The organism is Nocardia blacklockiae, from assembly GCF_015477355.1.
GTDB lineage: Bacteria > Actinomycetota > Actinomycetes > Mycobacteriales > Mycobacteriaceae > Nocardia > Nocardia blacklockiae.
The window spans coordinates 1065471-1092418 of sequence record NZ_JADLRJ010000001.1; the positions used below are offsets into that span (position 1 = coordinate 1065471).

A 26948-nucleotide genomic window follows, 5' to 3' on the forward strand; every position below is an offset into this window, starting at 1 on the left:
CTCATCCTTCTATTAGTCGGACTCATCGACCGAGGAAGGACGCGGAAGCGGCATGGAACTGCGGGAACTGGAAGCCTTCCTGGCGGTGGCCGAGGAGTTGCACTTCGGCCGCGCCGGGGCCCGGCTGTACGTGTCACAGAGCCGGGTCTCGCAGTTGCTGCGGTCCCTCGAACACCGCATCGGCGGGCGGCTGGTCGAGCGGACCAGCCGCCGGGTCGCCCTGACCCCGCTCGGCGAGCAGCTGTTTCCCGAGTTGCGCGCCGCCTACGACCGGCTGCGCGCGACCCTGGACTCGGCGTGTGCGACCGCCCGCGGAGTGCGCGGGGTGCTGCGGGTCGGCTTCCAGGGCAGCGCGGACGAGCGGATCCTCGCCGCCGTCACGGCCTTTCGCGAGCGGCATCCCGACTGCACGGTCGAGTTGATCGAGATCCCGTACGCCGACCCCTTCGGGCCGGTGCGCCGCCACGACGTCGACGCCGCCCTCGCGCTGCTGCCGATCGCGGAGCCGGACCTGATCGTCGGGCCCGTCCTGCCGGCCCGGCGGCAGGTGCTGGTGCTGCCGATCGGGCACCCGCTCGCGACCCGCGACGCGCTCGCGGCCGCCGACCTCGCCGACTGCCCGCTCATCGGAATCGCCGACACCGCACCGCGATACTGGCGCGACGCGCACGCCCCGCGCCGCACCCCCGACGGCCGCGAGATCCCGGCCGGACCGGCGGTCTCCACCACGCAGGAGGCGATCGCCGCGGTGGCGGCCGGGCGCGGCGGGCTGCTGCTGTGCGACACCACCGCCGCCTACCACAAGCGGCCGGACACCACCTGCGTTCCGGTGCACGGCATCCCGGATTCCCGCGTCGCGCTGATCTGGCACCGCGATCGGGACAGCGGCCGCATCCACGCTTTCGCCCGCACGCTCGCCGACACCGCGAACGCGCCCGCACCCGCGCTGCCTGCCGTCATGTGACGACGGTATTCCGTCGATTCGGTCATAAGTGATAGTTCCGAATTCGATCAAACGCCGCCCGCAAACGGCATGCATTCAGAAAGATCGGTTGTAGGCTGTGCCCTAGCTCACACAAGTGCGGGCGAGGATATGAACCCGTCCGTTCGGTTCCCCCGTCGTCCGCACCCCCGCTGAGCATTGCCCTGGGGTGCGACTGGCCCGGCAGACGACGATGTCAGCCCGCCTCGGCAGCTGCCGTCTGTGTCCGCAAGGGAGAGGGGTAGTGCAGTTGTGAATACCGAGGTTCCGACCCTTGTGCTGGGCGCGATCGCGGCGGCGTTCGCGGTGATCTCCGTGCTGCTGGCGGCCGTCATCGGCCCCAAGCGCCACAACCGGGCCAAACTCGAGGCCTACGAGTGCGGTATCGAGCCGACGCCGCACGCCGTCGCCGGCGGTCCGGGAAACGCTGCGGGACAGCGCTTTCCGGTGAAGTACTACCTCACCGCGATGCTGTTCATCATCTTCGACATCGAGATCGTGTTCCTGTATCCGTGGGCGGTGCACTTCGACGCCCTCGGGGTGTTCGGTCTCGCCGCGATGGCGCTGTTCCTGTTCAACGTCTCGGTCGCCTACGCCTACGAGTGGCGGCGGGGCGGATTGAGCTGGGACTAGCCGCCGCCACGCCCCCGTCGCACAGCCCCCGAAGCAGTCATCCCGCCGTCCCGGCCGACCGGGACCCGGGACCAGCACGGAAGCGAGTCAGTCCGAAATGGGTCTCGAGGAGAAGTTGCCCAGCGGGTTCCTGCTGAGCACGGTCGAACAGTTCGCCGGTTTCATGCGCAAGGGCTCGCTGTGGCCCGCGACGTTCGGACTGGCCTGCTGCGCGATCGAGATGATGGCCACCGGTGGCGGGCGCTTCGACAGCGCCCGCTTCGGCATGGAGGTGTTCCGCGCCTCGCCGCGCCAGGCGGATCTGATGATCGTCGCCGGCCGGGTGAGCCAGAAGATGGCCCCTGTCCTGCGGCAGGTCTACGACCAGATGACCGAGCCGAAGTGGGTGCTCGCGATGGGCGTGTGCGCCTCCTCCGGCGGCATGTTCAACAACTACGCCATCGTGCAGGGCGTGGATCACGTTGTGCCCGTGGACATCTACCTGCCCGGCTGCCCGCCCCGGCCGGAGATGCTGCTGCACGCGATCCTGAAACTGCACGAGAAGATCCAGGAGATGCCGCTCGGGGTGAACCGCGAGGAGGCCGTGCGCGCGGCCGAGCAGGCGGCTCTCGCCGCCACCCCGACCATCCAGATGACGGGACTGCTGCGATGACGGCCGAGGACGAGGCGCAGCGCGCCGAACAGGATCAGCGCGCCGAACCCGGCGACGAGGTGATCGGCGTGCGCCGCGGCATGTTCGGCGTGCGCGGCACCGGCGACACCTCCGGCTACGGCCGCCTGGTGCGCTCGGTGAGCATGCCGGGCGGCACCCCCGCACCGTACGGCGGCTACTTCGACGAACTGGTCGCCGCGCTGCGAGAAGCGCTGTCCGACACCGTCTTCGCCGAGTCGATCGAGAAGATCGTGGTGTTCCGCGGCGAACTCACCCTGCACGTGCGGCGCGAGCACCTACCCCGCGTCGCCCAGGCGCTGCGCGACGAGGCCGCGCTGCGCTTCGAGCTGTGTCTCGGCGTCAGCGGCGTGCACTACCCCGACGACACCGACCGCGAACTGCACGCGGTGTATCCGCTCGTCTCGATCACCCACAACCGGCGGCTGCGGCTCGAGGTCGCGGCGCCCGACGCCGACCCGCACATCCCCTCGCTGTTCTCGGTGTACCCCACCACCGACTGGCACGAGCGGGAGACCTACGACTTCTTCGGCATCCTGTTCGACGGCCACCCCGCGCTCACCCGGATCACGATGCCCGACGACTGGCGCGGCCACCCCCAGCGCAAGGACTACCCACTCGGCGGCATCCCGGTCGAGTACAAGGGCGCCCGCATCCCGGCGCCGGACCAGCGGAGGGCGTACAGCTGATGAACGACATCGACACCAAGCGCGACCGGACCGGTTCCGCCCCCGGCGATTCCGCGCCGCCGGAACGCGTCGTGACGCTCGCGGGCCAGGACTGGGACGACGTGCGCGCGGCACTGGGCGGCGCCGCCGAGGAACGCATCGTCGTCAACATGGGCCCGCAGCACCCCTCCACGCACGGCGTGCTGCGGCTGATCCTCGAGATCGAGGGCGAGACGGTGACCGAGGCCCGCTGCGGCATCGGCTACCTGCACACCGGCATCGAGAAGAACCTCGAATTCCGCAACTGGGTGCAGGGCGTCACCTTCGTCACCCGGATGGACTACCTCTCGCCGTTCTTCAACGAGACCGCCTACTGCCTGAGCGTGGAGAAACTGCTCGACATCACCGACGCGATTCCCGAGCGCGCCACCGTGATCCGAGTGCTGCTGATGGAACTCAACCGGATCTCCTCGCACCTGGTGGCGCTGGCCACCGGCGGCATGGAACTGGGCGCGCTGACCCCGATGCTGTTCGGGTTCCGCGAGCGCGAGCTGATCCTCGACGTGTTCGAGACCATCACCGGGCTGCGCATGAACCACGCCTACATCCGGCCCGGTGGCGTCGCCCAGGACCTGCCCGACAACGGGGTCCAGAAGGTCCGCGAGCTGGTGTCGCTGCTGCCGAAACGCTTGCGCGACATGGAATTGCTGCTCAACGAGAACCCGATCTGGAAGGCCCGCACCCGCGGCGTCGGCTATCTCGACCTGGCGGGCTGCATGGCGCTCGGGATCACCGGCCCGGTGCTGCGCTCCACCGGCCTGCCGCACGACCTGCGCAAGTCCCAGCCCTACTGCGGCTACGAGAACTACGAATTCGACGTCATGACCGACACCGGCGCGGACTGCTACGGCCGCTACCTCATCCGGGTGAACGAGATGAAGGAGTCGGTGAAGATCGTCGAGCAGTGCCTGGACAAGCTGCGGCCCGGCCCGGTCATGGTGGACGACAAGAAGATCGCCTGGCCCGCCGACCTGAAACTCGGGCCGGACGGCCTGGGCAACTCCCCCGAGCACATCGGCAAGATCATGGGCACCTCCATGGAGGCGCTGATCCACCACTTCAAGCTCGTCACCGAGGGCATGCGGGTGCCACCCGGCCAGGTGTACACGGCGGTGGAGTCGCCGCGCGGCGAGCTCGGCGTGCACATGGTCTCCGACGGCGGCACCCGCCCGTTCCGGGTGCACTTCCGAGATCCCTCGTTCACGAATCTGCAGGCGGTGGCGGCGATGTGCGAAGGCGGCATGGTCGCCGACGTGATCGCGGCGGTCGCCAGCATCGACCCGGTGATGGGTGGTGTCGATCGATGACCGAAGTCCTGTTGCGCCTGACCACGCGCCCGGTCCCGTATCCCAAGGAGGTGCACGACCGGCTCGAGGTGGAGGCCAAGTCGATCATCGACTGCTATCCGCAGCCGCGCTCGGCGCTGCTGCCGCTGCTGCACCTGGTGCAGAGCGTGGAGGGCTACGTCTCCGGCACCGGGATCGGTTTCTGCGCCGAACAACTCGGCCTGACCGAGGCCGAGGTGACCGCGGTGTCCACCTTCTACTCCATGTACCGCCGCACCCCGACCGGCGACTACCACGTCGGCGTGTGCACCAACACGCTGTGCGCGGTCATGGGCGGCGACGAGATCTTCGCGGAACTGAAGCGGCACTTGGGCATTCAGCACGGGGAGACCACCACCGACGGCGCGGTCACCCTCGAGCACATCGAATGCAACGCCGCCTGCGACTACGCCCCCGTGGTGATGGTCAACTGGGAGTTCTTCGACAACCAGACCCCGGAGTCGGCCCGCGCCCTGGTCGACGCGCTGCGCCGGGGCGAGCAGGTCACCGCCGCCCGCAGCGGCGCGCCGCTGTGCACCTTCCGGGAGACCGCCCGCCTGCTCGCGGGCTTCCCCGACGAGCGGCCGGGGGCCAACGACGGCGAACCCGGCGCGGCCACCCTCGCGGGACTGCGCAGCGCGCGGGACGCCGACGAATCCGGAGGGGCGCAATGACTCTCGCACCCGTTCTGACCCGATACTGGGACGAGCCGCGGTCCTGGACGCTGGAGACCTATCGCCGCCACGACGGCTACCGGGGGCTGGCCGCGGCCCTGCGGATGCAGCCGGACGAGGTGATCGCCACTGTAAAAGACGCGGGTTTGCGCGGCCGCGGCGGCGCGGGTTTCCCCACCGGCATGAAGTGGGGTTTCATCCCGCAGGGCCCGGGCCCGAACGGGGTGACCAAGCCGCACTACCTGGTGGTCAACGCCGACGAGTCGGAACCCGGTACCTGCAAGGACATTCCGCTCATGCTGGCCACGCCGCACGTGCTGGTCGAGGGCGTGGTCATCGCGGCCTACGCCATCCGGGCCTCGCACGCGTTCATCTACGTGCGCGGCGAGGTGGTGCCGGTGCTGCGGCGGCTGCGGGAGGCCGTGCGGGAGGCCTACGACGCCGGCTATCTCGGCCACGACATCCTCGGCTCCGGCTACGACCTGGAACTGATCGTGCACGCCGGCGCGGGCGCCTACATCTGCGGCGAGGAGACCGCGCTGCTCGATTCGCTGGAGGGCCGTCGCGGCCAGCCCCGGCTGCGCCCGCCGTTCCCGGCGGTCGCCGGGCTCTACGCCTGCCCGACGGTGGTCAACAACGTGGAATCCATTGCCAGCGTGCCGCCGATCCTGGTGAACGGCATCGACTGGTTCCGGTCCATGGGCAGCGAGAAATCGCCCGGCTTCACGCTGTATTCGCTGTCGGGGCACGTGGCCCGGCCGGGCCAGTACGAGGCGCCGCTCGGGGTCACCCTGCGCGAACTGCTCGGCTACGCCGGCGGTGTGCGGGCCGGGCATCGGCTGAAGTTCTGGACGCCCGGCGGATCGTCCACGCCGCTGTTCACCGACGAGCACCTCGACGTGCCGCTGGACTACGAGAACGTGGCGGCGGCCGGATCCATGCTGGGCACCAAGGCATTACAGATCTTCGACGACACCACCTGCGTGGTGCGGGCGGTGCTGCGCTGGACCGAGTTCTACGCCCACGAGTCGTGCGGCAAGTGCACGCCGTGCCGCGAGGGCACCTACTGGCTGGTGCAATTGCTGCAGCGCCTGGAGAACGGCCAGGGCACCGAGTCCGATCTGGACAAGCTGCTCGACATCGCCGACAACATCAACGGCAAGTCGTTCTGCGCACTCGGCGACGGCGCGGCGAGCCCGATCGTGTCCTCGCTCAAATACTTCCGCGCCGAGTACGAGGAGCACCTGCGGCTCGGCGGCTGCCCGTTCGATCCGGCCCGCTGCACCGCGTGGGCGGAGACGGCCGAAGGAGCCCGATGACTGCCACCGTCCGTACCGACGACAACGACGTGGTGCCACAGGATCTGGTGAGTGTCACCATCGACGGCACCACCGTCAGCGTGCCCGCCGGCACGCTGCTGATCCGCGCCGCCGAACTCGTCGGCATCCAGATCCCCCGCTTCTGCGACCATCCGCTGCTCGACCCCGTCGGCGCCTGCCGGCAGTGCCTGGTCGAGGTGGAGGGCCAGCGCAAGCCGGTCGCCTCCTGCACCATGGCCGTCGCCGACGGCATGGTCGTGCGGACCCAGCTCACCTCCCCCGCCGCCGACAAGGCGCAGGAGGGGGTGATGGAGCTGCTGCTGATCAATCACCCGCTGGACTGCCCGGTGTGCGACAAGGGCGGCGAATGCCCGCTGCAGAACCAGGCGATGTCCAACGGCCGCCCCGAATCCCGCTTCGAGGGCGTGAAACGCACCTACCCCAAACCGATTCCGCTGTCCGCGGCCGTGCTGCTGGACCGCGAACGCTGCGTGCTGTGCGCGCGCTGCACCCGGTTCTCCCAGCAGGTGGCGGGCGACCCGTTCATCGAGCTGATGGATCGCGGCGCGCTGGAACAGGTCGGCATCGCCGACGGCGAGCCGATGAACTCCTACTTCTCCGGCAACACCGTGCAGATCTGCCCGGTCGGCGCGCTCACCGGCACCGCCTACCGGTTCCGCGCGCGGCCGTTCGACCTGGTGTCCTCGCCCGCGGTGTGCGAGCACTGCGCGTCGGGCTGCGCGCAACGCACCGACCACCGCCGCGGAAAAGTGCTGCGGCGCTTGGCCGGTGACGACCCGCAGGTCAACGAGGAGTGGAACTGCGACAAGGGCCGGTGGGCGTTCAACTACGCCACCGAGGCCGATCGGCTGACGACACCGCTGGTCCGCGACTGGAACGGCACGCTGGCACCGGCCTCCTGGTCCGAGGCGCTGGCGCGGGCGGCGGAGGGTTTGGCCGCCGCGCGCGGCAACGCGGGCGTGCTGGTCGGCGGGCGCGTCACGCTCGAGGACGCCTACGCCTACACCAAGTTCGCGCGAGTCGCCTTGGGTACCAACGACATCGACTTCCGGGCGCGGGCGCATTCGGCGGAGGAGGCGGAATTCCTCGCCGCGCGGGTGGCGGGCCAGGGCATGACCGTCGACTACGCGGCGCTCGAGGCGGCACCGGCGGTGTTGCTGGTGGGGTTCGAGCCCGAGGAGGAGTCGCCGATCGTCTATCTGCGGCTGCGGAAGGCGGCGCGCCGGCGCGGGCTGCGGGTGTATTCCGTCGCGCCTTATGCGACAAGGGGTTTGGAGCGGATGTCGGGGACGCTGGTGTCCGCCGCCCCCGGGCGCGAGGCGCACGTGCTCGAATCGCTGCGAGCCTCGCGCGAGCCCGAGACCACGGGCGGGACGTCCGATCTCGCGGAGTCGCTGCGTCGTCCGGGCGCGGTGATCCTGGTCGGCGAGCGGCTGGCCGCCGCACCCGGTGCGCTGTCGGCCGCGGTGCGCCTGGCCGAGGAGACGGGCGCGGCGCTGGCCTGGATTCCGCGCCGCGCCGGGGAACGCGGGGCGCTCGAGGCGGGCGCGCTGCCCGGACTGCTGCCCGGCGGCCGGCCGGTCGCCGATTCCCGGGCGCGCCAGCAGCTCCGGGCGGCCTGGAATGTCGACGACCTGCCCGCCGAGCCCGGGCGCGACACGAGCGAGATCCTCGCGGCCGCAGCGCATCTCGGCGCTCTGGTGGTCGGTGGTGTCGAGATCGCCGACCTGCCCGACCCGCCGGCCGCGCGCGCCGCCCTCGACGCCGCCCGCTTCGTGGTCAGTCTCGAGTTGCGGCACAGCGAGGTCACCGAACGCGCCGACGTGGTGTTCCCCGTGGCCTCGACGATGGAGAAGGCGGGCACCTTCCTCACCTGGGAGGGCCGCACCCGGCCGTTCGACGTCGCGCTCGCCGACCCCACCGTGCGCCGCACCGCCGCGCAGCTCGCCGATCACCGCGTGCTGCACGCGATCGCCGAGGAGATGGGCGCCCCGCTCCGCCTGCCCGACATCGCCTCGGCCCGAACCGAACTCGCCGAGCTGGGCGCCTGGGACGGGGAGCCGAATCCCGCGCCCGCGCGCGAACCCGAGGCCCCGCCGCACACCGCGCCGGGCACCGCGGTCCTGGCGGGCTGGCGAATGCTGCTGGACGAGGGCCGATTGCAGGACGGGGAGCCGAATCTGGCCGGCACCGCGCGCCCGCCGGTCGTGCGCCTGTCGCGCGCCACCGCCGACGAGATCGGCGCCGCCACCGGCGATCCCGTGCGGGTGAGCACCGACCACGGGCATGTCACGCTGCCGCTGGCCATCACCGAGATGCCCGACCGGGTCGCGTGGCTGCCACTCAATTCGCCCGGGTCCGCGGTGCACCGGCAGCTCGCCGCCACCCCCGGCCACCTCGTGCGCATCCGACGGGAGGACCACCGTGAGTGATTTGAGTTCGTTCGGTCACGACCCCTGGTGGCTGATTCTGCTGAAGTCCGTCGGGATCTTCGTGTTCCTGCTGACCATCCCGCTGCTCGGCGTACTGATCGAGCGCAAGGTGGTCGCCTGGATGCAGATGCGCGTCGGCCCCAACCGGGTCGGGCCGCGCGGCACGCTGCAATCGCTGGCCGACGGCGCGAAGATGCTCCTCAAAGAGGACATCATCCCGGCCATCGTGGACAAACCCATCTACATCATGGCCCCGATCATCGCGCTCATCCCGTCGGTGATGGCGTTCGCGGTGATCCCGCTCGGCCCGGAGGTCTCGATCTTCGGGACGCGAACTCCGTTGCAGCTCACCGACATGCCGGTCGGCGTGCTCTACATCCTGGCGATGGCGTCGGTGGGCGTGTACGGCATCGTGCTCGCCGGCTGGGCGTCGGGCTCGACCTACCCGCTGCTGGGCGGGCTGCGCTCGACCGCGCAAGTGATCTCCTACGAGATCGCCATGGCCGCCTGCTTCGCCGCGGTGTTCCTGCTGGCCGGCACCATGTCGACCTCGGGCATCGTGGCGGGTCAGTGGGGCACCTGGAACGTCTTCCTGCTGCTGCCGTCGTTCCTGATCTACGCGGTGTCGATGGTCGGCGAGACCAACCGCGCGCCGTTCGATCTGCCCGAGGCCGAGGGCGAGCTGGTCGGCGGCTTCCACACCGAGTACTCGTCGCTGAAGTTCGCCATGTTCATGATGGCCGAGTACATCAATATGGGCACGGTGTCGGCGCTGGCGACCACGATGTTCTTCGGCGGCTGGCACGCGCCGTTCCCGCTGAGCCTGTGGGCCGGCGCCAATTCCGGCTGGTGGCCGCTGCTGTGGTTCACCGCGAAGATCTGGCTGTTCCTGTTCGTGTTCATCTGGCTGCGCGGCACGCTGCCGCGGTTGCGCTACGACCAGTTCATGAACCTCGGCTGGAAGCTGCTGATCCCGGTGTCGCTGCTGTGGGTGATGGTGGTCGCGTCGCTGAAGGTCTTGCAGGACAATGGGGTTCATATCCAGACCGCGGGGCTGGTGATCGGCGGGATCGTGCTGTCGCTGCTGCTGATCGGCGTCATGCTGCGCGCCGGGCACAAGGGCGACGACCGCCGCGCGGAGGCCGAACCCGCCGCCGAGCCCTACGCGGGATTCCCGGTGCCGCCGATCCCGCCGCAGCCCGAGCGGGCGACCCCCAAGCCGGGCCTGCTGGAGCCGCTGGCCGGATTCGCGGTCACCTTCGGGACCATGTTCAAGGAGAAGAACACCGAGTTCTATCCCGAGGAGAAGGTACCGACCGCGCCCCGCTACCACGGCCGCCACCAGCTCAATCGCCACCCGGACGGGCTGGAGAAGTGCATCGGCTGCGAGCTGTGCGCCTGGGCCTGCCCCGCCGACGCCATCTACGTCGAGGGCGCCGACAACACCGAGGCGGAACGCTTCTCCCCCGGCGAGCGGTACGGGCGGGTCTATCAGATCAACTACCTGCGCTGCATCGGCTGCGGGCTGTGCATCGAGGCGTGTCCCACCCGCGCGCTGACCATGACCAACGAGTACGAACTGGCCGACGACAGCCGCGCCGATCTCATCTACGAGAAGGACCGCCTGCTCGCCCCGCTGGAGGCGGGCATGCAGTCCGCGCCGCATCCGGCGTACCCGGGCGCGACCGACGAGGACTACTACCTCGGCAACGTCCCGGCCGCGCCGGGCACGCCGCAGGACACCGGGCTGCGCCGGACCGACCTCGGCATGCCGACGGTCCCGGAAGGAGCGTCACGATGAATTCCTTTGCCGCCGACGCGGTCACGCGCACCACCACCGGAGAGGCCGTGACGTTCTGGGTGCTCGCGGTCGTCGCCGTCGCGGGCGCGCTGGGCATGGTGTGCGCCCGCAAGGCCGTGCACTCGGCGCTGTGCCTGGCGGCCACCATGATCACGCTTTCGGTCTTCTACATCGCCCAGAACGCGCTGTTCCTGGGCGTGGTGCAGATCGTCGTCTACACCGGCGCGGTGATGATGCTGTTCCTGTTCGTGCTGATGCTCGTCGGCGTGGATTCTGCGGAGTCGCTGCGGGAGACGCTGCGCGGGCACCGCGTCGCGGCCGTGGTGGCGGGGCTGGGCTTCGGGGCGCTGCTGATCGCCGGCATCGCCCGTGGCGTGCACGACGACGCGGCCGCGCCGGTCGGGCCGGGCTTCGGCCGCGACACCATCGCGGCGCTCGCCGAGCTGATCTTCGTGCGCTACGTGTGGGCCTTCGAGCTGACCGGCGCGCTGCTGATCACCGCCACCCTCGGCGCCATGGTGCTGGCGCACCGCGAGCGCTTCGGCCCCCGCACCGATCAGCGGGAGCTGTCGAAACGCCGGGTGCGCGAGGGCAAGCAGGTCACGCCGCTGCCCGTGCCCGGCGTGTACGCGCGGCACAACGCGGTCGACGTGCCGGCCCGGCTGCCGGACGGCTCGTTCGCCGAACTGTCGGTCAGCACCATCCTGCGCCACCGCCGCCGCCGCGCCCACACCGAGGCGGCCGCGCTCGGCGTGGGCGGTAACGGCAACGGCGACAACGGTTCCGACGACAACCCCACGCACGGCTGAGAGAGAGGCTCTGCGGTGAATCCGGACAACTACCTGTATCTGTCCGCGCTGCTGTTCACCATCGGCGCGGCCGGTGTGCTGGTGCGGCGCAACGCGATCGTGGTGTTCATGTGCATCGAACTGATGCTCAACGCGGTCAATCTGGCCTTCGTCACCTTCGCCCGCGAGCGGGCCAACCTGGACGGGCAGGTGTACGCCTTCTTCACGATGGTGGTCGCCGCCGCCGAGGTCGTCGTCGGCCTGGCGATCATCATGACCATCTTCCGCGCCCGCCGCTCGACCTCGGTCGACGACGCCAACCTGCTGAAGTACTGACGTGGGTACCACACTGACGCTCTGGTTGCTGCCGGCCCTGCCGCTGGCCGGAGCGGTGATCCTGCTGCTGGCCGGGCGCGCGAGCAATACCTGGGGGCACTGGCTCGGCTGCGCGACGGCGCTCGCCTCGTTCGCCGTGGCGGGCTGGGCGTTCTTCGACATGCTCGGCCGCGCCGCCGCGGACCGGCCCGTCGCGCACAGCTTCTTCGGCTGGGTGCCGGTGGCCGGGTTGCAGGCCGACTTCGCGCTGCGGCTCGATCAGCTGTCGATGTGCTTCGCGCTGCTGATCACCGGGGTCGGGTCGCTGATCCACCTCTACTCGGTCGGCTACATGAGCCACGATCCGGGGCGCCGCCGGTTCTTCGCCTACCTCAACCTGTTCCTGGCGGCCATGCTGGTGCTGGTCCTCGCCGACAACTACCTGGTGCTGTATCTGGGCTGGGAGGGCGTCGGCCTGGCGTCCTACCTGCTGATCGGCTTCTGGCACGAGAAGCCTTCCGCCGCAACGGCGGCCAAGAAAGCGTTCGTGGTCAACCGGGTCGGCGACATGGGGCTGGCGATCGCGCTGTTCGTCATGTTCGCGACCTTCGGGTCGGTGGACTTCGGGCAGGTGTTCGCCGGGGCGCCGCAGGCGAGCGAGGGCACGCTCACCGCCCTCGGGCTGCTGTTGCTGCTCGGCGCGTGCGGCAAGTCCGCGCAGGTGCCGCTGCAGTCCTGGCTCGGGGACGCGATGGAGGGCCCGACGCCGGTGTCGGCGCTCATCCACGCCGCCACCATGGTGACCGCCGGCGTGTACCTGATCGCGCGCTCGGGACCGATCTTCGACCTCGCGCCCGGCGCGCGGGCGGCGGTGATGACGGTCGGCGCGGTGACGCTGCTGTTCGGCGCGATCATCGGCTGCGCCAAGGACGACATCAAGAAGGCACTCGCCGCCTCCACCATGAGCCAGATCGGATACATGGTGCTCGCGGCCGGGCTCGGGCCGATCGGCTACGCGGCGGCCATCATGCACCTGCTCACGCACGGCTTCTTCAAGGCCGGGCTGTTCCTCGGCGCGGGCTCGGTGATGCACGGGATGAACGACGAGACCGATATGCGCCGCTACGGCGGGCTGCGCAAGGTCATGCCGATCACCTACGTCACCTTCGGGCTCGGCTACCTCGCGATCATCGGGGTGCCGCCGTTCTCCGGGTTCTTCTCCAAGGACCGGATCATCGAGTCCGCCTTCGCCTTCGGGGGCGTCGGCGGCGTCGTGACCGGGATCGCGGCGCTGCTCGGCGCGGGCATCACCGCGTTCTACATGACGCGGGTGATGCTGCTGACCTTCTTCGGCGAGCGGCGCTGGCACGAGGACGCGCACCCGCACGAATCGCCCGCCGTCATGACCGGCCCGATGATCCTGCTGGCCTTCGGGTCCGTCGGCGCGGGCGGGCTGCTGGTGCTGGGATCCTCGCTGCAGAACTGGCTGGAGCCGGTGGTCGGCGTCCACCACGGCGAGGCGGCGATTCCCGCGTGGGCGATCACCGTGCTCGCGCTGGCGGTGGTCGCCGCGGGGGTCGGGGTGGCCTACTCCCGGTACGCGCGGACCGTGCCCGAGACCGCGCCGGAGGGGTCGGCGCTCACCCGCGCCGCTCGCCGCGACCTCTACGGCGACGCCGTCAACGAGGCGGCGTTCATGCGGCCCGGGCGGCACCTGACCCGGTCGCTGGTGTTCGTCGACAACCGCGGCATCGACGGCCTGGTCAACACGACCGCCGCCGTGATCGGCGGGCTGTCGGCCCGAATCCGGCGCGTGCAAACCGGTTTCGTCCGGTCCTACGCCCTGTCCATGTTCACCGGCGCGGCCCTGGTGGTCGCCGCCCTGCTGGCGGTGAGGTTGCTGTGAACTCTTTCCCGTGGCTCACGACGCTGTGGGTGCTGCCCATGGCGGGCGCGGTGCTGGTGCTCGTGCTGCCCGCCGCGTGGCGGACCGCGGCGCGGTCGGCCGGGCTGGCGGTCGCGGTCGCCACCCTGGTGGTGGGGATCGTGGTGGCGGTGCGGTTCGAACCGGGCGGGGCGCAGTTCCAGCTCGTCGAATCGCACCGCTGGATACCGGCTTTCGGGGCCGGGTACACCCTCGGCGTCGACGGCATCGCGCTGGTGCTGGTGCTGCTGACCGCCGCCCTGGTGCCGCTGCTGATCCTGGCCGGGTGGCGCGACGACCGCGAGGTCGGCACCGGGCAGCGGGTCGCGCACGTCTACGTGGCGCTCACGCTGATCGTCGAGGCCATGGTGCTGATCTCGTTCACCTCGCTGGACATTCTGCTGTTCTACGTGTTCTTCGAGGTGATGCTGATCCCGATGTACTTCCTCATCGGCGGCTTCGGACCCCGCACCGACGACGCGGCGCTGCGGCAGCAGCGGGCCCGCGCGGCCGTGAAGTTCCTGCTGTACAACCTGTTCGGCGGGCTCATCATGCTGGCCGCGGTGATCGGGCTGTACATGCTCACCGCGCGGGAGAACCTCGGCGTCGACGGCGGCGGGACCTTCGACTTCCGGGCCGTCATGGCCGCCGCGAACTCCGGCGAACTCGGCGCGGGCCCGGCGGTGCTCAACGCGATCTTCCTCGGGTTCATGTTCGCGTTCGCCGTGAAGGCGCCGCTGTGGCCGCTGCACACCTGGCTGCCCGGCGCCGCGGTCTCGGCCACCCCGGCCAGCGCGGTGCTCATGATGGCGGTGGTGGACAAGGTCGGCACCTTCGGCATGCTGCGCTACTGCCTGCTGCTGTTCCCGTCGGCGTCGACCACCTACGCGCCGCTGATCAGCACGCTCGCGGTGATCGGCATCGTGTACGGGGCGCTGCTGGCGATCGGGCAGACCGACGTCATGCGGCTGATCGCCTACACCTCGATCTCGCACTTCGGGTTCATCATCCTCGGCATCTTCGCCATGACCAACCAGGGCGGCGCGGGCGCCACCCTCTACATGGTCAACCACGGCATCTCCACCGCCGCGCTGTTCCTGCTCGCCGGATTCCTGGTGTCGCGCAGGGGAACCCGCGCCATCGCCGCGTTCGGCGGGGTGCAGAAGGTGGCGCCGATCCTGGCCGGGACCTTCCTGATCGCCGGGCTCGCGACGCTGTCGCTGCCGGGGCTCGCGCCGTTCGTCAGCGAATTCCTGGTGCTGGTGGGCACTTTCACCCGCTACCCGGTGGCGGCGATCTTCGCGACCGCCGCGCTGGTGCTGGCGGCGCTCTACGTGCTGTGGCTGTACCAGCGGATGATGACCGGGCCGGTCAAGGAGGGCAACGAACGGCTCACCGACCTGCTGCCGCGGGAACTGGTGGTGGTCGCGCCGCTGATCGTGGCGCTGCTGTTCCTGGGTGCCTACCCGAAACCGGTGCTGGACCGCATCAATCCGGCCGTGGCGACCACGCTCACCACCATCGGCAAGCACGACCCGGCGCCGACGCTGCCCCGGCAGGAGGCCGCCGTCGCGCCGAACGGCGGTGCGCACAAATGATTTTCGCCCGCACCCCTCTCCGCGGAGGTACTGACCAGTGAATCAGGTTCTCGCCGCGACGGTTTCGGCGCCGTCGATCGAATACAGCGAATTGTCGCCGATGCTGATCGTGTTCGCCGCCGCCGTCGCCGGGGTGATCGTGGAGGCGTTCGCACCGCGCTCCTGGCGGTACTGGCTGCAACTGGTGCTCGCCTTCGCCGGGCTCGGGGTGGCGCTGGGCGCGGTGATCGGCCTGGCCGGAACGAGCACGACCGCCGTCGTCGGCGCGGTGGCCGTGGACAACGCGGCGCTGTTCCTGCAGGGCGCCATCCTGGTGGTGTCGATCCTGGGCCTGCTGCTGGTGGCCGAGCGCGGCATCGATCCGCTGCTGCGGCGGGTCCGCCGGGAGGGGCCGGGGACGTGGAGCCGGGCCGCGGCCCAAGCCGCCGGTGCCACCGTGCCGGTCGACGCGTTCACCCCGCAGGCGGCCGCGGTGCCGGGCAGCTCCGACGAGATCGCCGCGGCGCGTGCGGGAATCACCACCACCGAGGTGTTTCCGCTGGCGCTGTTCGCCGTCGGCGGGCTGCTGCTGTTTCCCGCCGCCAACGATCTGCTGACCATGTTCGTGGCGCTCGAGGTGCTGTCGCTGCCGCTGTATCTGCTGTGCGGGCTGGCGCGCCGGCGGCGGCTGCTGTCGCAGGAGGCGGCGCTGAAGTACTTCCTGCTCGGCGCGTTCTCCTCGGCGTTCTTCCTCTACGGCATGGCGCTGCTGTACGGGTACGCGGGCACCGTGAACTTCGCCGGGATCGCCGACGTGGCGGCCCGCGACACCGGCTCGCAGACACTGGCCTTGCTGGGCGTGGCGATGCTGGCGGTCGGGCTGCTGTTCAAGATCGGCGCGGTGCCGTTCCAGTCCTGGGTGCCCGACGTGTACGAGGGGGCGCCGACCCCGGTGACGGCGCTGATGGCGGCGGCCACGAAGATCGCGGCGGTCGGTGCCCTGCTGCGGCTGTTGCAGGTCGCGGTGCCGGGCCTGCGCGACGACTGGCGGCCCATCCTCGCGGCGATCTCGCTGGCCACGATGCTGATCGGCGCGATCATGGCGGTGACGCAGACCGACATGAAGCGCATCCTGGCGTATTCGTCTGTGGCCCATGCCGGTTTCCTGCTCACCGCGCTGGTGGCCGCCAACTCCGCGGGCACGTCGTCGGTGCTGTTCTATCTCGCCGCCTACGGCATCACGACGGTCGGCGCGTTCGCCGCGGTGACCCTGGTGCGCGACGCCGACGGTGACGAGGCCACCGCGCTGTCCGCGTGGGCGGGACTGGGCCGCCGCTCCCCCTGGCTGGCGACGATCGTCGCGCTGTTCCTGCTGTCGATGGCCGGCATCCCGCTCACCAGTGGTTTCGTCAGCAAGTTCGCCGTGTTCTCCGCCGCGGCCACCGGCGGCGCGACCGCGCTGGTGATCGTGGGTGTCATCGCCAGCGCGATCGCGGCGTTCTTCTACATCCGCGTGATCGTGCTGATGTTCTTCACCGACCCGCCCGCCGACGCGCCGCGGATCGTCACCCCGCCGGTGACCACCGCGGTCATCACCGTTTCCGCCGCCGCGACCTTCGTCCTCGGCATCCTGCCCCAGCCCCTGCTCGACATGGCCGACCGCGCAACGGTTTTCGTGCGCTGAGGCGGGTCGCCCGGTGACGCCGCCCGATACACTGCCGTCGTGGTGAGCGAGCTCGAGTCGGGGCCCGGCCCGGGCGCGTGGGCGCGATCGGCATTGTCCGCCCTCTCGCGCACTCGCGCGGCCGAGCAGCCCACTCCGATGTATCGGTTCCCGCTTCCGGGGGACGGCGCGGTCTCGTTGCTGATCAAGGACGAGTCGCGGCGGCCGACCGGAAGCTTGAAGTACGGTCTCGCGCGCAGCCTCATCACCGACGGGCTTCGACGCGGACGGATCAGCGCGGGCACCGCGCTGATCGACGCGACGAGCGGCAATCTGGCTGTGTCCGAAGCACATTTCGCCGCGCTGCTCGGGCTGTCCTTCACGGCGGTCGTCCCGCGTCGGACCGCGCCGGCGAAGCTGGCCCGGATTCGAGACCAGGGCGGGACGTGTCACCTGGTGGAGCCGCCGCTGGCCGTGTACGAGAAGGCGGCCGAACTGGCGGCCGAGACCGGCGGCTACTACATCGACCATCTGCGTGCGTCGGGTGCCGCGGTCGACCGCGGCGAGCCGGGCCTCGCGCCGGAGATCCTGCGCGACTGCGAACGCGGCGGGCACCCGGTCCCCACCTGGATCGTGGTCGGCGTCGGGACCGGAGCGACCTCCCGGGCGATCGGGCGCTATCTGCGCAAGCACGGACATGCCACGCGCCTAGCCGTCGTGGACCCGGAGCATTCGGCGTATTTCCCCGGCTGGGTCGCCGACTGTCCCGACTTCGCCACCGGGATGCCGTCGAGGATCGAAGGCATCGGGCGGCCGCGCATCGAGCCCGCGTTCGATCCCGACGTGATCGATCTGGTCATTCCCGTCGCCGACCCGGCGAGCGTCGCGACCATGCGATATCTGCGTGCGGTCACCGGGCGCGCCGCCGGGCCGTCCACCGGCACCTGCCTGTACGGGGCCTTGCACCTGGCCGCGCGCCTGCGCGAAGCCGGGCAGCGCGGCACGATAGTTGTCGTACAGGGTGATTCGGGCTCGCCCTATGCGGACACCTACTTCGACGACGGCTGGGTGTCCGCGCAGGGCTGGGACCTGCGGGAGCCGCGGGCGGCGCTGGAACGCTTCACCGCCACCGGGCAGTGGGATCTCCCCGCGTCGGCCTGAGCACGGAGTCCTGCTCAGCGCAGTTCGCGGAAGAACGTGCGCAGGTCTTGCAGGAGCAGGTCCGGGGTTTCCATGGGGGCGAAGTGACCGCCGCGGTCGAAGGTCGACCAGTGCACGATGTTGTGCTGCTTCTCGGCGAGGCCGCGGAGGGTGCGGGCGCTCGGGAAGACCGCGGCACCGGTGGGGACGCCGGAACTCGGGAGGTCGGCGCCCCACTGCTGGGATTCCTTGTACAGCAGCATCGAGGAGCCGATCGTTTCGGTGAACCAGAGGATACTGAGGTCGGTGAGGAGCAGGTCGCGGTCGATGGCCTCGTCGGGGAGGCTCTTGGACGGGTCCATGTAGGTGTGTACGACGTCGAGGACCCAGGCGAGCAGGCCCGCGGGTGAGTCGTTGAGCGCGGGAGCGAGTGTTTGCGGGCGGGTGGCGTGCATGCTCGCGTAGCCGGAGGTCTGCGAGCTGTTCCAGTTCTGGAGTTCGGCCAGGGTCTCCCGGTCTTCGGCGCTGTAGTCCGAGCCGTCGTCGTCCCAGGCGGGGATGGTGATCGGGTCGTTGAGGTGGACGCCGGCTACGTGTTCGGTGTCGATGCGGCCCACCTGCGGGGCGATGAAGGATCCGGCGTCGCCGCCCTGGATGCCGTAGCGCGGGTAGTCCAGTCGCGCCATGAGTTGCGCGATCAGTTCGGCGGAGCGTTCCGTCGCGGCCTCCCCCGGCGCTCGCGTCGGGCCGGAGAAACCGAAGCCGGGCAAAGTCGGGATCACCACGTCGAACGCATCGGCGGCGGTTCCCCCGTGCGCGGTGGGGTCGGTGAGCGGGCCGATCAGGTTCCGGAAGTCGGCGAAGGGCCAGCCGTGCACGAGCACCAGGGGCAGCGCGTCCGGCTGCGCCGAGCGGACGTGCGTGAAATGCATTCGCTGCCCGTCGATTTCGGTGACGAACTGGGGGTGCGCGTTGAGGGCTTCCTCCTGTCGTCGCCAATCGAAGCCGTCGCGCCAGTACTCGGCGAGTTCGCGGACGTAGCTCGTCGGAATGCCGTACTCCCAGCCGACGCCGGGCAGTTCCGCGGGCCAGCGGGCGGCGGCGAGGCGGGCGGCGAGGTCGTCGAGAGCGGGTTGCGGGACGGCGATGCGGAAGGGCTGGAGAGCGGTCATACCGGCACGCTAACGGGCGGTTAGGCCGGTATCGGTCCTAAGTGTGCGGCATGCTGGGGTCATGCTCGAGACCTCCGCTCGTCTGTTGCGACTGTTGTCGCTGCTGCAGGAACAGCGCGACCGTTCGGGTACGGACCTCGCCGAACGGCTCGGCGTCAGCGCCCGGACCGTGCGCCGCGACGTCGAACGGCTGCGGGCGCTGGGTTATCCGGTGCACGCCGAGCAGGGCACCGCCGGATATCGGCTGGGTGCGGGGTCGGCGGTGCCGCCGCTGTTGCTCGACGACGAGGAGGCGCTGGCCGTCGCGGTCGGGCTGCGCACGGTCGCCGGTGGCACCGTCGCCGGGATCGAGCAGGCGTCCCTGCGGTCGCTGGCGAAGCTCGAGCAATTGCTGCCGTCGCGGCTGCGGCACCGGCTCGCCACGTTGCAGCGTTCGCTGGTGCGGGTGGGCGACGACGCGCCGCGGGTCGATCCCGAGACCTTGATCGCCCTGTCCGAGGCCTGTGACCGGCGCGAGCGGCTGCGCTTCGACTACACCGATCACGCTGGGCGGCAAACGATCCGGGACACCGAGCCGGTCGCGGTGGTCAATGTCAGGCGGCATTGGTATCTGGTCGCGTGGGATGTGGCACGGGCGGACTGGCGCTCGTTCCGGGTGGACCGGCTGCGGCCGAAGACGCCGACCGGTCCGCGCTTCACGCCGCGCGAGCTGCCCGGCGGCGACGTCGTCGCCTACCTGTCGCGGCGGCTGTCCGAGGAGGCGTGGACGTGGCGGGCGACGGTCACGCTGCACCGCCCGGCCGCCGAACTCACCGACCGGATCTGGCCAGGCATGGGCGTCCTCGAGGCAGTCGACGACACCTCCTGCCTGCTGCACGTGGGCGCCGACTCGCCGTGGTCGCTGACCTGGATGATCACCTCACTGGACGTCGACTTCACCGTCCACGAGCCGCCGGAACTCGTCGAAGCCGTTCGCGCGCTGAGCGACCGGTGCCGCGCCGCGCTGCCCGCACAGCACGACATTCAGGCCGTGAGCAGTAGCCTGAACCCATGATCACCGGTGCGCACACCATCATCCACGCCACCGACCCCGACCGGGCCCGAGCCTTCTTCCGCGACGTCCTCGGCCTCCCGAACGTCGACGCCGGCCACGGCTGGCTCATCTTCCGCTCCCCACCCGCCGAATTGGCCGTACACCCCTCCGACGAACCCGGCAGCGGCCGCCTCGACCTGTACCTGATGTGCGACGACCTCCCCGCGACGATCGCTGAACTCACCGCTGCGGGCGTCGAATTCACGGGCGAGATCACCGAGGCAGGCTGGGGCACCGTCACCACCCTGAGAGTCCCCGGCGCGGGTGAGATCGGTTTGTACCAACCCCACCACCCCACCGCCTACGACCTGGATGGAGCTCCGCCATAAGGGCTTTCAGCGCTCGTGCGAGCCGTGCGGCAGCCATACCTGGTCGGCCCGGATGCTGGCCTGTGGAGTGAAGTAGTCGCCGGTCCGCATGTCGTCGAGCAATGTCGCGTGTTCGGGCGTCCACCCCAGCAGCCCGCGGGTGTGTGCGCTGGAGACCGGGACGTCGAGGGAGAAGAATCGGGCCAGGAACGGGTTTCCGAGATGCGTGGCGGCCTGTTCGAGGGTCAGCGACACGGTGGGGATGTCGAGCATGTGCGCGATCTGCTCCGCGATGCTTCTGATCGTGACCGCGCTTTCGCCGACGCCGTGGAGCACGCTGCCGGCGGGAGCCTTCTCCAGCGCCAGCCGGAACAAGACCGAGGCGTCCGCGCGGTGGACCGCCGGCCACCGATTGGCGCCGTCGCCGATGTAGGCCGAGACGCCCGCTCTGCGCGCGGCCGCAATGAGAGCCGGGATGAATCCGTAGTCGCCGGGTCCGTGCACGGTCGGCGCGAGTCGCACAACGTTGGCTCGCACACCCGTCCGGGCGAGGCTCAGGCAGGTCCGCTCGCCCGCGATGCGGAACGCGGCGACCGAATCGGGGTCCGGTGCCTCCTGCTCGGTGCTGACCCGTCCGGCCCTGGTGACCAAGGTGCCCGAGGTGCTGACGAGCGGCTTACCGGACCCGGCCAGCGGCTGCCCGAGCGCCTCGATCGCGGCGCAGTCGCGGCGGATGAGGTCATCGGGATCAGCGTAGTCGCCCCCATAGGCCATATGTAGGACGCCGTCGGAGGCTGCCGCGCCGCGACGCAGGCTGTCGAGGTCGTCCAGCGAGCCACGATGCGGTGTCGCGCCCAACGATTCCAGCCGGGCAGCGGCGGAGTCGGAGCGAGCCAGCGCGGTCACGGTGTGGCCGGCCTGGATGAGTTCGGTGACGACGGCGGGTCCGGTCTGGCCGGAGCCGCCGGTGACGAAGACGTGCATGGAACCTCCGTTTTATGCCATTCACTGGCATCAAGTAGTGCCAGTGACTGACACTACCCGTAGCGCCAGTCGCTGACGCAACGTGACGCCAGTCACTGACACATCGCGGTAGGCTCGGAGAATGCCACGAAGCGGAGCAGAGGTGCGTCGCCGCCTGCAACAGGCGGCCCTGGAGCTGTACCGGATACAAGGGTTCGACCAGACCACGGCGGCGGAGATCGCGGCCCGGGCCGGAGTCAACGAGCGCACCTTCTTCCGGCACTTCCCCGACAAACGCGAGGTGCTCTTCGACGGCGAAGCCGACCTACGGACCGCGCTGATGCAGGCGATTGCCGAAGCGCCCCAGGGACTGAGCCCTTTCGAGGTGCTGCTGTGCGCCTTCCGGAAGACCGCTCGGAATCTGGAACGCAACCGCCCGTTCTCCGATCCCCGATGGAAAGTCATCGCGGTCACCCCGGCACTGCGCGAACGCGAGCTGGCCAAGCACGCATGGCTCACCGATGCCGTGGCGGAGGCGCTGCGACAGCGCGGCATCGATGCGGGTCCGGCCGGCCTGGCCGCCCGGACCGGCTGGGCCGCCTATCAACACGCGGTCCAAGCCTGGCTCGACGAACCCGCGGACGGTCTGGACGCGCATCTCTCCGGGGCCTTCCGGGACCTGCGCAGCCTCTCCGCGGCCGAGGTGCCGGTGCAGGCAGGCTCCGAACGCTGACAGGGCTGTCTCCGCGCCTCCGTCGGCGAAGATGATCTGGATTGAGCTCCGCCACAGGAGTTTCAGCGTGAGCTCGCCGATTACACCAGGTCGTCGAACTCTCCGGTGGCGCACCCCCTGATCCAGGCGGAAAACTCTGCCCGCGTGAACGCGAGCGTCCCGACATCACGGGCATTGGAGTTGCGGATCAGCACGCCGCCGTCGGGCAAGCCTGCCACCTCTACGCAAGTTCCGTTGTCCGAGAAGCTCGATACTCGCCATTCGAGATTTTCTGCGTTCACTTTTCTCTCCATTCCTTCGCCAAACCGGCGATGAACTTCCGGGTGGCAGTCGGAGTCAGCGCCACGCGCGTCGCGTGTTCGAACACGCCCTGGAAGTAGTTCACTTCCTCGGCATCGTTGATGAATCTGCCGCCCCCGTAGCCCTCTATATGCACCTGAGGAGTCCCCCAAGGGTGGTACAAGATGCCGAACCCGCCGAGCCTTCGCGCTTCGTACTGCCCGGCATCGAACGTCGTCACTCGAAGTGTGACGTTCGGAAGTTCTGACAGTTCGACCATCGTCTGTAGCTGCTCCTGCATGACCGCCGGAGTTCCGATTCGGAGCCTGAGCGCCGACTCCGGCTGCACCAGATCCAACTCGACTTCGCCACTGAGGACACGCTTCTGCCTGTTGTGCCGCGTCTCTACAGTGCGCTGAATGTACGAAGGCGACACCCCGTCGTAGCTGACGTGACTCACGATGTCCTCGATATACGGCGTGATCTGCAGGAGGCCGTACACGCACCGAGGCTCATATGCCCGGATACGGGTGGAGCTCTGTTCCATTCCCAGATAGGTCGACAACCAGGCGGGCATCTCGCCTTCTCCCTGTGGGATGCTCGTCAGCATCGCGCTCAACTCTTGAACGGTGATGCCCAACGCCTCAGCGTACGCCGCGCGCTGGTTCGGTTGCGGCGTGCTCTCGCCCCGCTCCCATTTTCCGACTGTAGTGCGGTCGACCCGCACAGCTTCCGCGATCTGCTCTTGGTTCTTGCCAACGGACTTCCGAACTTCGATGAGTCTGTCCCGTCGCATGAACGCATCATAGGTTCTCCTTGACTCCCGTGGAGCGGAACGCCAACTGCGAGAAGCATTGGTGCAGCCACAACCGGAACATCGACATTTCCGCATCTGCATCCGAGTAGTGGCTTCTCCCGACCACACTCACGAAGGAGCGCCGATGCGGCCGCGACCAACCGCGCTAGGGCATGTCGATCCGGATGTCAGCAGGTCACTTGCGTGGGACCGCGCCCAGGTCCAGAGACTGGCGCGACATCTCGGCTACTCCGTGGTCTGGCCGGAGCCGTCCTTCATCCCGATCGTCGATCAGGTACGGTCGGCCGATGTCGACGCCGTGATCACGCCATCCCCGGAGCATTTGAGCGTTCTCATGCTGAACGCGGTGATGCACGCCGCCGATGTGGAGATCGTCTCGCCGCGAATGTCTTTCACGCGTTGGGCGATTCGCTCGTGATGACAGTGGGGTTTGTCGTTGTGGTCGCTGTTCCGGGGCTGGTGCTGCTGTGGGCGGTGTGGTGGCCGGACCGTTAGGTGTGCGTGGTGATTACCGCGCGGGCGGCTTGGACGAGGGTTGCGTTGTCCTGCACGGGTTTTCCGTCCTCGTCGTGGAGGACGTCCTCGAGGCCGATGCGGGTGTCGAGGTTGAGGCGGGCGGCCAGGCGGAGGACGGGCCAGGCGCTTTCGTTTTCGCCGTGGAGGAGGACGGGGGCGGGGAGGTCGGCGCCCAGTTGGGCGAGGAGGGCTCGGGCGGCGGGTTCGGCGGTGGCGGGGTCGGTGTCGACGACCTCGGCGAGGATGCGCAGGACGTGGGGGGCGTGCGGGGAGCGGCGGAAGTGGTCCGGGCCGTCGGTGCCGGAGTACAGGCCGGCCTCGATGGCTACGCCCATATCCAGGAGGGCGGCGGCGACCAGGTCCGCGCCGGGTTCGTGCCAGTTCACCGAGGCGTGGTCGGGGAGGACGGTCCAGGCGCGGACGGCTTCGGCGCGGCGGTGGGGATCCGGTTCGGCCCAGGCGCCGGTGGTGACGCCGACCGGGATGCCCGGGACCGCGGTTCGCACCGCGTCGAGCACCTGGGCGACCGCGGCCGCGTTGAGGGTGTCGCGGCCGTGGGAATCCTTGGGGTGCAGATGAATATCCTCGGCTCCGGCGTCCACGGCGGCGCGGGCCGCGACGGCCAGTTCCGCCGCGGTGACCGGAAGGCCGGGGCAGTCCGCTCGCCGGCGCGCGCCGTTCAGGCATACCTGGAGCACAGCGCGATCGTAACGCCTACCGCGATTCGTCGCGCTCACGCCGCCTCGGCCGCCGGGATCGCATAGTCTGCTTCGAGTCGCCGTTCAACGAGGGAGTGCTACGCATGGGCCAACCGTTCCCGCCCGGACCGCCGCCGAACAACCCGGCGGGGCCGCCCGGCCAGGGATGGGGCGCGGCTGGTGGAGGGCCGGGGTGGCAGCCGACGCCCGGGTGGGGGCCACAGCGCCCGAGCGGCACGCGCAGCTCCACCGACATGCTGGCGGCCGTGGCGGTGTTGGTGGCGGCGTTCCTGTTCCTGGTGCGCACCATCTGGTGGATGATCGGTCTCGGGCATTTCTTCTGGTCTGATGTGATCTCCTTCCTCTCCGTGATCGTTGCCGGAGCGGGTGGGATCGTGCTGCTCTCCGGAGCGCGGCCGCCGACCGGGCGGGTGATCGCCGCGGTCGGGGCGGGCATGATCGCCGCTCCGAGCTTCGGTTACCTCTTCAACATCATCGACGTCAGCGATATCGACGCGTTGCTGAATCACGGTGCGTGGCTGCTGATTCCCGCAGCGCTCGCCGCCCTCGCCGCCATCGGCGCGCTCGTCTTCGCCTCGGCCTCCGGACCTGCGAGCGCCCAGCCGCCCGGTGCGGGCGGGTGGCCACAGCAACCGCCCCCGCCCCCGAACGTTTGGCCGCAACCCCCGATGGGCGGGCAGCCACCCGCCGGGTTCCCCGGCCAGCAGCAGCCGCCTCCGCAGTGGCCGCAGCAATAGCAGACACCCGGCATGACAAGTGAAAAGACAGGTACGGCAATGTTTCTGGTGACCGGCGCGACCGGCAATATCGGCTCCGCACTCGTCGCGAACCTCGCCGAGGCGGGTGAGTCCGTGCGCGCCTTGGTGCGCGATCCGGCGCGAGCGGCCCTGCCGTCCGGTGTGGACGCGGTAGCCGGGGATCTCACCGCCCCTGAGTCCCTGGCCGACGCGTTCGACGGTGTGCGGGCCGCGTTCGTCCTGCCGGGCTACCCCGGAGTCGTTGCTGCGGCGGCGAAGTCGGGTGTGCGGCACATCGTGCTGCTGTCGGGGACGTCGGCGGGCACCGGTCACGACAGCAACGCCGTCACCCGCTACATGGCCGCCTCCGAGCAGGAAGTGACCGACTCCGGGCTGTCCTGGACGATCCTGCGGCCGTCGGCGTTCATGTCGAACGCGTTGCGCTGGCTGCCGCAGTTGCGTGCCGGTGATGTGGTCCGGGCGCAGTTCCCGACCGTCCCGATCGCCGTGCTCGATCCCGCCGACCTGGCCGCCGTCGCGGCGCGAGCGCTGACGACCGACCACCACCGCGGCGAGATCCTGTGGCCCACCGGACCGCAGGCGCTGCGGCCCGCCGAGCAGATCGCCATCCTCGGCCAGGTGCTGTCGCGCCCGCTGACGTGCGTGGAACTGAGCAACGACGAGACGCGCGCCGAAATGCTGGCGACCACCTCGCCGGAGTACGTCGACGCCTTCTTCGATTTCTACGTCGACGGCGCGATCGACGAGTCCGTGGTCCGCGACACCGTCGAACGAGTCACCGGCCGCCCGCCCCGCACCTTCGCCGACTGGGCCGCCGCGCACGCCGACAGCTTCCGCTGACAGACGCTTGAACGCAACCGAGATATTTACTGCCCCACGCGTTCCCAGCCGCGCGGCGGTCGGTGGGTGCCCAACGCCTCGTCCCTGCTCCGGTACACGATGTAGGGGCGGGTGAGGTAGCCGACCGGAGCAGACCAGACGTGCACCAACCGGCTGAAGGGCCAGAAGGCGAAGAGGGCGCAGGCCGCCAACGCGTGCAGGCGGAAGCCCAGCGGGGCGTCGGTCATCAGTTCGGGTTCGGGACGGAAGTAGAACAGCGAACGGAACCAGGGAGCGACGTCCTGCCGGTAGTCGTGCACCTGGTCGGTGAGCGTGTAGTACAGCGTCGTGCCCAGGCCCAGCGCCAGGGTCACGCCCAGCAGCACGTACATGATCTTGTCGTTGCGGGTGGTCGCCGAGAACACCGGGCCGACCGTGCGCCGCCGGTAGATCAGGATGGCCAGGCCGAGCACGGTCGCCACACCGGCGACGGTGCCCAGCGTGAAAGACACTATGTGATACGTGCTTTCGCTCACCCCGACCGCGTCGGTCCACGACTCCGGCAGCACCAGGCCCAGCACGTGCCCGAGGACCACGAGCACGATCCCGTAGTGGAACAGCGGGCTGCCCAGCCGCAGCAGCCGGTTCTCGTACAGCTGCGACGAGCGGGTGGTCCAGCCGAACTTGTCGTAGCGATACCGCCACACGTGGCCGACCACGCAGATCCCGAGCGCCGCGTACGGCACGGCGACCCACAGCAGAATGTCCGCGGCGCTCAG

General features: G+C 69.9%; 27 protein-coding genes. 21 read left to right on the plus strand and 6 right to left on the minus strand.

The genetic code is table 11. The annotated features are described in order from the left end of the window. Window positions 1–52: 52 nt before the first annotated feature. The 15 genes from IU476_RS04700 to IU476_RS04765 all read left to right on the plus strand — a co-directional run bounded on the left by IU476_RS04700 (window position 53) and on the right by IU476_RS04765 (window position 18013). Window positions 53–964, plus strand: coding sequence for a LysR family transcriptional regulator (locus tag IU476_RS04700; protein ID WP_195096812.1), 912 nt, complete (start codon window positions 53–55; stop codon window positions 962–964). Window positions 965–1234: 270 nt separating this feature from the next. Further along, complete coding sequence (locus IU476_RS04705) at window positions 1235–1615, plus strand: NADH-quinone oxidoreductase subunit A (RefSeq protein ID WP_195096814.1); 381 nt, start codon at window positions 1235–1237, stop codon at window positions 1613–1615. A 97-nt stretch (window positions 1616–1712) separates the two neighbouring features. Further along, window positions 1713–2267: a NuoB/complex I 20 kDa subunit family protein gene (locus IU476_RS04710; RefSeq protein ID WP_187688724.1), complete on the plus strand. Its 555-nt coding sequence runs from the start codon at window positions 1713–1715 to the stop codon at window positions 2265–2267. Beyond that, window positions 2264–2974, plus strand: a complete 711-nt coding sequence (locus IU476_RS04715) for an NADH-quinone oxidoreductase subunit C (RefSeq protein ID WP_195096816.1) — start codon at window positions 2264–2266, stop codon at window positions 2972–2974. The genes IU476_RS04710 and IU476_RS04715 overlap by 4 nt, the downstream gene beginning before the upstream one ends. Continuing rightward, window positions 2974–4320, plus strand: a complete 1347-nt coding sequence (gene nuoD / locus IU476_RS04720; protein ID WP_195096818.1) for an NADH dehydrogenase (quinone) subunit D — start codon at window positions 2974–2976, stop codon at window positions 4318–4320. Before IU476_RS04715 ends, nuoD begins: the two co-directional genes overlap by 1 nt. Next, window positions 4317–5012, plus strand: coding sequence for an NADH-quinone oxidoreductase subunit NuoE (gene nuoE, locus IU476_RS04725; protein ID WP_195096820.1), 696 nt, complete (start codon window positions 4317–4319; stop codon window positions 5010–5012). Before nuoD ends, nuoE begins: the two co-directional genes overlap by 4 nt. After that, window positions 5009–6331: an NADH-quinone oxidoreductase subunit NuoF gene (gene nuoF, locus IU476_RS04730; protein ID WP_195096822.1), complete on the plus strand. Its 1323-nt coding sequence runs from the start codon at window positions 5009–5011 to the stop codon at window positions 6329–6331. Before nuoE ends, nuoF begins: the two co-directional genes overlap by 4 nt. After that, window positions 6328–8784, plus strand: a complete 2457-nt coding sequence (locus IU476_RS35885; protein ID WP_228822998.1) for an NADH-quinone oxidoreductase subunit G — start codon at window positions 6328–6330, stop codon at window positions 8782–8784. Before nuoF ends, IU476_RS35885 begins: the two co-directional genes overlap by 4 nt. Further along, window positions 8777–10585 (plus strand): NADH-quinone oxidoreductase subunit NuoH, encoded by a 1809-nt coding sequence (nuoH, locus tag IU476_RS35890; RefSeq protein WP_438943965.1) that lies wholly within the window; start codon window positions 8777–8779, stop codon window positions 10583–10585. The genes IU476_RS35885 and nuoH overlap by 8 nt, the downstream gene beginning before the upstream one ends. Beyond that, a complete protein-coding gene (locus tag IU476_RS04740) occupies window positions 10582–11394 on the plus strand; it encodes an NADH-quinone oxidoreductase subunit J (RefSeq protein WP_195096826.1) in 813 nt (270 codons plus the stop codon). The genes nuoH and IU476_RS04740 overlap by 4 nt, the downstream gene beginning before the upstream one ends. Window positions 11395–11409: 15 nt before the next feature. Next, on the plus strand, window positions 11410–11709 hold the full coding sequence (gene nuoK, locus IU476_RS04745; RefSeq protein WP_040748232.1) for an NADH-quinone oxidoreductase subunit NuoK: 300 nt from the start codon (window positions 11410–11412) through the stop codon (window positions 11707–11709). A gap of 1 nt (window position 11710) precedes the next feature. After that, a complete protein-coding gene (gene nuoL, locus IU476_RS04750; protein ID WP_195096828.1) occupies window positions 11711–13594 on the plus strand; it encodes an NADH-quinone oxidoreductase subunit L in 1884 nt (627 codons plus the stop codon). Further along, the gene (locus tag IU476_RS04755; protein WP_195096829.1) at window positions 13591–15210 is read left to right on the plus strand and encodes an NADH-quinone oxidoreductase subunit M; all 1620 of its coding nucleotides are present in this window, start codon (window positions 13591–13593) and stop codon (window positions 15208–15210) included. The genes nuoL and IU476_RS04755 overlap by 4 nt, the downstream gene beginning before the upstream one ends. Before the next feature lie 37 nt (window positions 15211–15247). Then, window positions 15248–16873: an NADH-quinone oxidoreductase subunit NuoN gene (nuoN, locus tag IU476_RS04760; RefSeq protein WP_195096830.1), complete on the plus strand. Its 1626-nt coding sequence runs from the start codon at window positions 15248–15250 to the stop codon at window positions 16871–16873. A 39-nt stretch (window positions 16874–16912) separates the two neighbouring features. Next, window positions 16913–18013 (plus strand): PLP-dependent cysteine synthase family protein, encoded by a 1101-nt coding sequence (locus IU476_RS04765; RefSeq protein ID WP_324193864.1) that lies wholly within the window; start codon window positions 16913–16915, stop codon window positions 18011–18013. Between the two features lie 14 nt (window positions 18014–18027). Here IU476_RS04765 and IU476_RS04770 read toward each other — a convergent pair whose 3' ends face one another. Beyond that, window positions 18028–19164, minus strand: a complete 1137-nt coding sequence (locus IU476_RS04770; protein ID WP_195096831.1) for an epoxide hydrolase family protein — start codon at window positions 19162–19164, stop codon at window positions 18028–18030. Between the two features lie 61 nt (window positions 19165–19225). On the opposite strand from IU476_RS04770, the gene IU476_RS04775 reads away from it, so the two are divergent. Together IU476_RS04775 and IU476_RS04780 are read left to right on the plus strand one after the other, a co-directional pair. Beyond that, window positions 19226–20218 (plus strand): helix-turn-helix transcriptional regulator, encoded by a 993-nt coding sequence (locus IU476_RS04775; RefSeq protein ID WP_195096832.1) that lies wholly within the window; start codon window positions 19226–19228, stop codon window positions 20216–20218. Next, window positions 20215–20586: a VOC family protein gene (locus IU476_RS04780; RefSeq protein WP_195096833.1), complete on the plus strand. Its 372-nt coding sequence runs from the start codon at window positions 20215–20217 to the stop codon at window positions 20584–20586. The genes IU476_RS04775 and IU476_RS04780 overlap by 4 nt, the downstream gene beginning before the upstream one ends. Before the next feature lie 6 nt (window positions 20587–20592). On the opposite strand, the gene IU476_RS04785 is transcribed toward IU476_RS04780, so the two are convergent. Beyond that, window positions 20593–21549, minus strand: a complete 957-nt coding sequence (locus IU476_RS04785; RefSeq protein WP_195096834.1) for an SDR family oxidoreductase — start codon at window positions 21547–21549, stop codon at window positions 20593–20595. 121 nt (window positions 21550–21670) lie between these two features. On the opposite strand from IU476_RS04785, the gene IU476_RS04790 reads away from it, so the two are divergent. Further along, a complete protein-coding gene (locus tag IU476_RS04790; RefSeq protein ID WP_195096836.1) occupies window positions 21671–22261 on the plus strand; it encodes a TetR/AcrR family transcriptional regulator in 591 nt (196 codons plus the stop codon). A gap of 80 nt (window positions 22262–22341) precedes the next feature. Here IU476_RS04790 and IU476_RS04795 read toward each other — a convergent pair whose 3' ends face one another. Together IU476_RS04795 and IU476_RS04800 are read right to left on the minus strand one after the other, a co-directional pair. Further along, complete coding sequence (locus IU476_RS04795; RefSeq protein WP_324193865.1) at window positions 22342–22542, minus strand: DUF397 domain-containing protein; 201 nt, start codon at window positions 22540–22542, stop codon at window positions 22342–22344. Continuing rightward, the gene (locus tag IU476_RS04800; RefSeq protein WP_195096841.1) at window positions 22539–23336 is read right to left on the minus strand and encodes a helix-turn-helix domain-containing protein; all 798 of its coding nucleotides are present in this window, start codon (window positions 23334–23336) and stop codon (window positions 22539–22541) included. Before IU476_RS04800 ends, IU476_RS04795 begins: the two co-directional genes overlap by 4 nt. Window positions 23337–23481: 145 nt before the next feature. Here IU476_RS04800 and IU476_RS04805 point away from each other — a divergent pair, with 145 nt between their 5' ends. Continuing rightward, window positions 23482–23775 (plus strand): hypothetical protein, encoded by a 294-nt coding sequence (locus IU476_RS04805; RefSeq protein ID WP_195096843.1) that lies wholly within the window; start codon window positions 23482–23484, stop codon window positions 23773–23775. A gap of 73 nt (window positions 23776–23848) precedes the next feature. On the opposite strand, the gene IU476_RS36980 is transcribed toward IU476_RS04805, so the two are convergent. Then, window positions 23849–24571 (minus strand): 3-keto-5-aminohexanoate cleavage protein, encoded by a 723-nt coding sequence (locus tag IU476_RS36980; RefSeq protein ID WP_195096852.1) that lies wholly within the window; start codon window positions 24569–24571, stop codon window positions 23849–23851. Between the two features lie 104 nt (window positions 24572–24675). Here IU476_RS36980 and IU476_RS04815 point away from each other — a divergent pair, with 104 nt between their 5' ends. Next, the gene (locus IU476_RS04815) at window positions 24676–25329 is read left to right on the plus strand and encodes a hypothetical protein (protein WP_195096854.1); all 654 of its coding nucleotides are present in this window, start codon (window positions 24676–24678) and stop codon (window positions 25327–25329) included. A gap of 39 nt (window positions 25330–25368) precedes the next feature. Then, window positions 25369–26190, plus strand: coding sequence for an NAD(P)H-binding protein (locus tag IU476_RS04820; RefSeq protein WP_195096857.1), 822 nt, complete (start codon window positions 25369–25371; stop codon window positions 26188–26190). A gap of 26 nt (window positions 26191–26216) precedes the next feature. Here the strand turns inward: IU476_RS04820 and narI are convergent, their stop codons facing one another. Further along, window positions 26217–26948 carry a respiratory nitrate reductase subunit gamma gene (gene narI, locus IU476_RS04825; protein ID WP_438943976.1) on the minus strand — a complete coding sequence of 244 codons (732 nt, stop codon included), beginning with the start codon at window positions 26946–26948 and terminating at the stop codon, window positions 26217–26219.